This is a genomic window from uncultured Campylobacter sp., assembly GCF_947255105.1.
Taxonomy (GTDB): domain Bacteria; phylum Campylobacterota; class Campylobacteria; order Campylobacterales; family Campylobacteraceae; genus Campylobacter_B.
The window spans coordinates 1-5,131 of record NZ_CAMYFP010000026.1; the positions used below are offsets into that span (position 1 = coordinate 1).

General features: G+C 37.5%; 6 protein-coding genes. 2 read left to right on the top strand and 4 right to left on the bottom strand.

Features of this window, described 5'->3' with window-relative positions:
- The coding region (locus Q0X52_RS07805) for a hypothetical protein (protein ID WP_297576630.1) at positions 1-703 on the bottom strand (703 nt) is incomplete at its 3' end.
- A gap of 260 nt (positions 704-963) precedes the next feature.
- Here Q0X52_RS07805 and Q0X52_RS07810 point away from each other — a divergent pair.
- Both Q0X52_RS07810 and Q0X52_RS07815 read left to right on the top strand, forming a co-directional pair.
- Entirely contained in the window at positions 964-1,698 is a 735-nt protein-coding gene (locus tag Q0X52_RS07810; RefSeq protein WP_297576625.1) for a tetratricopeptide repeat protein, read from the top strand.
- A complete protein-coding gene (locus tag Q0X52_RS07815) occupies positions 1,698-2,228 on the top strand; it encodes a cysteine hydrolase family protein (protein WP_297576626.1) in 531 nt (176 codons plus the stop codon). The genes Q0X52_RS07810 and Q0X52_RS07815 overlap by 1 nt, the downstream gene beginning before the upstream one ends.
- Before the next feature lie 553 nt (positions 2,229-2,781).
- Here the strand turns inward: Q0X52_RS07815 and Q0X52_RS07820 are convergent.
- The 3 genes from Q0X52_RS07820 to Q0X52_RS07830 all read right to left on the bottom strand — a co-directional run bounded on the left by Q0X52_RS07820 (position 2,782) and on the right by Q0X52_RS07830 (position 5,073).
- Positions 2,782-3,189 carry a type II secretion system protein gene (locus tag Q0X52_RS07820; RefSeq protein WP_297576627.1) on the bottom strand — a complete coding sequence of 136 codons (408 nt, stop codon included), beginning with the start codon at positions 3,187-3,189 and terminating at the stop codon, positions 2,782-2,784.
- 825 nt (positions 3,190-4,014) lie between these two features.
- Positions 4,015-4,332 (bottom strand): hypothetical protein, encoded by a 318-nt coding sequence (locus tag Q0X52_RS07825; protein ID WP_297576628.1) that lies wholly within the window; start codon positions 4,330-4,332, stop codon positions 4,015-4,017.
- A gap of 78 nt (positions 4,333-4,410) precedes the next feature.
- Positions 4,411-5,073 carry a type II secretion system protein gene (locus Q0X52_RS07830; RefSeq protein ID WP_297576629.1) on the bottom strand — a complete coding sequence of 221 codons (663 nt, stop codon included), beginning with the start codon at positions 5,071-5,073 and terminating at the stop codon, positions 4,411-4,413.
- Positions 5,074-5,131 lie beyond the last annotated feature (58 nt).

Sequence of the window (5,131 nt, forward strand, 5' to 3'; positions counted from 1 at the left end):
TTGCTGTTCCTGAGTCTGCACCAAATGTTATGTTGCCATCTGCTAGTTTAGAGGCTTTGTCAATCTTATCTTTTAGGTCTTTATGCATCTTAGCTTCTGTTATAGAGCCATCTTTTATAGAGATAGTGACATTATCGCCAAATAGCCTGTTTGCTCCATTGGTTATAGTTAAGTCACTTGATGTGATACTGCCTTTCATGTTGGTGGGCTTGTTTAAGTTTTCTGTAAGTTTTTTGTAGTCAAGCTTGCCATAGTCTAGACCGATAGTCATCCAACGTTGTGAACCTTTATTAGCTTGATCAGAGTCGGCATATCTGCCCATTTTTAGATGAATACCATCAATCCCTTTTATCCTTAGTCTATTGTTTCCGTTAGTTGCTCCAGAGTCAAATGCGTAGTCTGCATCAACCGGGAATGTCACTGGCCCACCGGTTTTTACTTCTTTCAAATTTTGTGCAGTGTCTCCATTGCTGAGATTCGGGTCTTTGCCATCATCATCAACGATGATATAACTTCCCATCACCAAACTAGGGCTAAGTAGCAGTGCTGTTAGAAGTGAGAGTTTGGTTATGAAGCTTGCAAGCAGCGACAAAGACTCCTCTTTGGCTTTGGTGTTGCCACACACTGATGACTTGGCGCTTGATAGCTCACTCATGGCTACAGAGGTGCCGTTTTTACTCTTGGACTTAAAAATCTTATTCATAATGAAACCTTTTCTTAAAATGTATTTTAATAAATTAATTTATGATTATACTATCTTTTAGATTATAAGTGTCATAAAAATGACATTTTGCCTATAAAGCGCGATGTAGGGGGAGGCTTTGGGTAGGTGAGTTGATAGTAAAAATTTACTTTATTAATGAATGGTAAATGAAATCATCTTTTTTTAAAGATAATTTTGCTTTAGATGAGAGTGGGCTTTGTTGAAAAATATTTGATAAAATAGTCGCTTTAGGAGTTGGTATGAAGAAGTTGATAGTGCTTATGGTGGCTTTGGTCTTTGGATGTGGGCAGATAGCAGATATAGAGGAGTTGGAGCTGTTTGCTAGAGCAAAGAGCGCTCTTGATAGTGGCGACCAAAAGAGTGGCGTAACGATACTAAGCGCGCTTTGTGATGATGCAAGTTCTACTGAGCTTCGAGCAAAGTCCTGTCACAATCTAGGATATCTCTATCTCTCTAGCAAAGAGCCAAAGATGGCGGAGAGTTTGCGGCTCTTTGTTAGAGCTTGTGAGCTTGGGTTTTTGCAAAGTTGCTATAGTGCTGGGCTTATGTATGACGGCGGGCTTGGCGTGGCGGCTGATGAGTTTGAGGCGGTGGGATACTTTAGAAAGTCTTGCGTAGCAGATGAGCGTGCAGGGTGTGGCGAGCTTGCAAGGATGTATAGAGATGGTAGAGGCGTTAGGCAGGACCTAAAAAAGGCATTTGAGCTATTTAGCAAAGAGTGCGGCGTGAGTTGCGCTAAGTGCTGCGCTGAGGCGGCAAAGATGTGCGCGCCAAAGGATAGCCTTGGCTATCTCAAAAAGGCTTGTGAGGCGGGACTTGGGAGTAGTTGCTTGGAAGTGGGTCTCTCTTATACCAACAAAACTCACGGCAAAGAGGATTTGAAGCTCGCTAAGGAGTATTTTGGCAAGGCGTGTGACCTAAGAGAGACGAAAGGCTGCCAAAGCTATAAGGTATTAAATGAAGGAGGATACTGATGAAAAGAGTTTTAGTTGTGGTCGATATGCAAAATGACTTTGTAGATGGGGCGCTTGGATTTGAGGGAGCAAAGGAGATAGAAAAGGTCTGTTTGGAAAAGATAAGAGAGTATGAGAGTCGTGGCGATGATGTGATCTTTACTTTGGATACTCACGATGAGAGCTACATGCAAAGCGTAGAGGGGAAGTTTTTGCCCGTGCCTCACTGCATCAAAGATAGCAAGGGCTGGGAGCTAGTAGATACTCTAAAAGAGATCTCAAAGCCTCACACCATCATAAAAAAGCCAACTTTTGCATCGCTTGAGCTTGGTAAGTTGATAGAAAAAAGGGGCTATGAGAGCGTTGAGCTTGCAGGACTTGTAAGTAACATCTGCGTCATCTCAAATGCCATCATCGCAAAGGCTAGCGCGCCGGAAGCTAGGATATTTGTCGATGCTAAGGCAACTAGCTCATATGACAAGGCGATGGAGCAAAAGGCGTTTGATATCTTGGAAAATCTACACATCGAAGTTATCAACAGAGATAAATAAAAGCGAAGTTTGGAGCTAAATTTGGCTCTAAATTTGGAAGTTTAAAAGTCTAAATTTTAAAATTTAAGCTTGTTTTTGAAATTTAAAGTCTTAAATTTGGGCTTAGTTTTGGAGCTTTGAGCTTCATTTTTGGCTTTTGAAATTTTTAGTTTGAGTTGTTTTTGGGACTTTGGATACTGAGGCTTTTCTATTTGAATTTGAGTAGTTTTTGAAATTTAAAGTCTTAAATAACAACTGAAATTTAAAAGATTAATGGCTGGGTTTTGGAAATTTAAAGGCTAAATCAACCTACATTTTGAAAGTTTAAATTTCAAAGTTTGATTTGCTTTAAAAACTACAATCTATTTAACAGCTCACCAACTTAAAGTTACTTATAAATTTAAAAGTTTAAAAGCCTAAATTTCAAACTTCGGCTGGGTTTTGAGAGTTTAAATTTGAGCTGGATTTTTGAAAGTTAAAGTCTTAAATAACAACTGAAATTTAAAAGCTAAATACGGCTGGGTTTTGGAGCCTGAATTCTGGTAGTTTTGGTGGCTAGAGTGGGATTACCACTCTATTGAACTACCTCCATATTGCCAAGTTTATAACTCTTAATGAGACTTTTTGCGGCTGTATCGTTTAGGATAGTTTTACAAATGCCGCTCGCGTTGTCTTCGCCCGGACTTACTATGAGAAGCTCATTTTGCTTGTCAAATGCAAACTTAATGCACTTTTTGTCCTTTGCAAGTAGGTTGCCATCTTGCAATTGGACAGCGGTCATCTTGCTAAAATTGCCGTCAAACTCGCCCTTTGCAAGCGAATAGCTTAAAATGTCACTAAGTGCGGTTGAGGCGTCGGTGGCGCATCTTGCAGCGGTGGCATCATCTCTTGTAGCAGATAGCATTGGGATAGCAACTGCGGCTAAAATACCCACAATAACAATAACAAAGATGAGTTCAATCATCGTAAAAGCTCTTTTCATTTTTTCTCCTTTTGTATTGGACGGTCGCATACTCTTATGCAAATATCCTTTAATGAGAGCCATATTATAACATTAATTCGCAATTTTTAATGGTCTTTAAGCGACTTTTGCAAGTTTGGCTGGTGGGTTGGTGGGGATTTTGAAGTCTTGGTGTTTGGCATATACTTAAAAAAGAGTTATTTTGTTGTTAATGGTGAGTGTTTTGGCGGATTGGGTGGTGTTTTATGGTGATGAGTTTTGAATGGATTTGGCTTTGTGTCGCTCTGCTTGGAGGCTGATTGTGGTTGGAGCATTGGACGCTTTGAGGTGGTTTGGCTTGTTTGTGGCGGCTTGATGAATTTGGTGGGCGTAGCGTAGGTGGCTTATTTTAAAGATTATTTATAGTGGTTGATTAAATGGCAGATAAAAGTAGCTAAAAGATATAACTCAAATTTTTACAAATTTAAAGGTTTAAAAGCCTAAATTTCAAAATCTTGGCTAGGTTTTAAGAATGCAAGTTTGAGCTGGGTTTTGAGAGTTTAAATTTAGCAACTGAAATTTAAAGTCTTTTTTGCAAATTTCATCAACTAAAATGCAGATAAATAAAGGTGAAATTCCACAAGCCAAAACAAAAATACAAAATTTTAAAGTCAAATATAGTAAAAATTTTATAGATATTTTTATAAAAACAGACATTTTAAAACTAAAATTTCAAAACAGTCAAATCGTAAAAGCCGATTAAAAATTGATTTATAGTATTTTATTTCTAAAGTTTATAACTTTGATATTTTTTTGATTTAGTTGTGCTATTGCCTGTGTTGTAAGTTTTTAAATGACCAATCAAATCTAATCTTTAAATAATTTTGAAGATAGTTTATTGATGATTTCAAGTTTTTTAATATCTTTTTGCATCACGGCAAAGCTTGAAAGACCTGATAAAATGATTTTAGAAGTTTTCTCATCGAGTACAGTAGGACATAAAACATTATGATATACAGGATAACCTTTCCAACAAATACCTAAAGCAAAGCCCGGTTTTTCTTCACTCTTTTTACGATTATATACTCCATAAATCACGAAAAAATCTCCATCATCATATAGTATAAAATCCTCTTCCAATTTCCAATACGAAACGATATTTGGTAATTTTTCTTTATCAGTCATCTTAAGTTCTTTTTTGATTTAAATTTAAAAAGCCCAAAGGCTTTTGACCTTTGGGCGAAACTCTTATAAGAGCAGAGTTTAGAATTTTACGTTAGAACCGCTAAGTTTATATCTCTTACCAGCCATATCTTGGAAAGAGCCTGTAGATGTTAGAGTTCTGCATTGTGCTGTAGCACCATCTTTAGCAATAGCACCTTTTTTCTCTAAAGCTGCCTTTAATGCATCTTGTTCTTTTTTAAGTTTGTCTTTAGCAGCAGTTATTGCTGTTGGATCAGGTGTGGCAGCGCTTTCAGCCTTCTTTAAATCAGCCTCTGCTTTTTCAACCGCGTCTTGAAGTGTTACTAGCTTTGCTGTTCCAACATAGAGATTTACATCTTGTTGATCGTTTTTGATGAAAGTTACTAGAACACAATCATTATCTTTACCAACTTTGAAGTTAAACTGTGATTGGATTGTTTTACCCTCTGCAACAGCCTCAGTATTTAAGTCACTAAGGCTTTTAGTAGTATCAACCCATGCAACACCAGCAACATTTGTCATTTGGTCAATATTTGCTGCAAATTCACCTTGTGCTGTGTAGTTGCTTGTAACATCTGAAATCATAGTGCTTAAGTTTGACAAAGTCTTTGCAACTTCTGCATCATCTCTTGTAGCTGCTAGTCTTGGAATAGCAACTGCTGCTAAAATACCTAAAATTACGATCACGAAGATCAACTCAATCATTGTAAAACCTTTTTTCATGGCTTTCTCCTTTAAGTTTATTTCACTTTACATACCCTTATGTAAAACCGCTAAAGCT

Bases quoted from the DNA above. Each gene is read 5' to 3' on its own strand.
- Q0X52_RS07810 (WP_297576625.1), top strand. From the start codon at position 964: ATGAAGAAGTTGATAGTGCTTATGGTGGCTTTGGTCTTTGGATGTGGG.
- Q0X52_RS07815 (WP_297576626.1), top strand. From the start codon at position 1,698: ATGAAAAGAGTTTTAGTTGTGGTCGATATGCAAAATGACTTTGTAGAT.
- Q0X52_RS07820 (WP_297576627.1), bottom strand. From the start codon at position 3,189: ATGAAAAGAGCTTTTACGATGATTGAACTCATCTTTGTTATTGTTATT.
- Q0X52_RS07825 (WP_297576628.1), bottom strand. From the start codon at position 4,332: ATGACTGATAAAGAAAAATTACCAAATATCGTTTCGTATTGGAAATTG.
- Q0X52_RS07830 (WP_297576629.1), bottom strand. From the start codon at position 5,073: ATGAAAAAAGGTTTTACAATGATTGAGTTGATCTTCGTGATCGTAATT.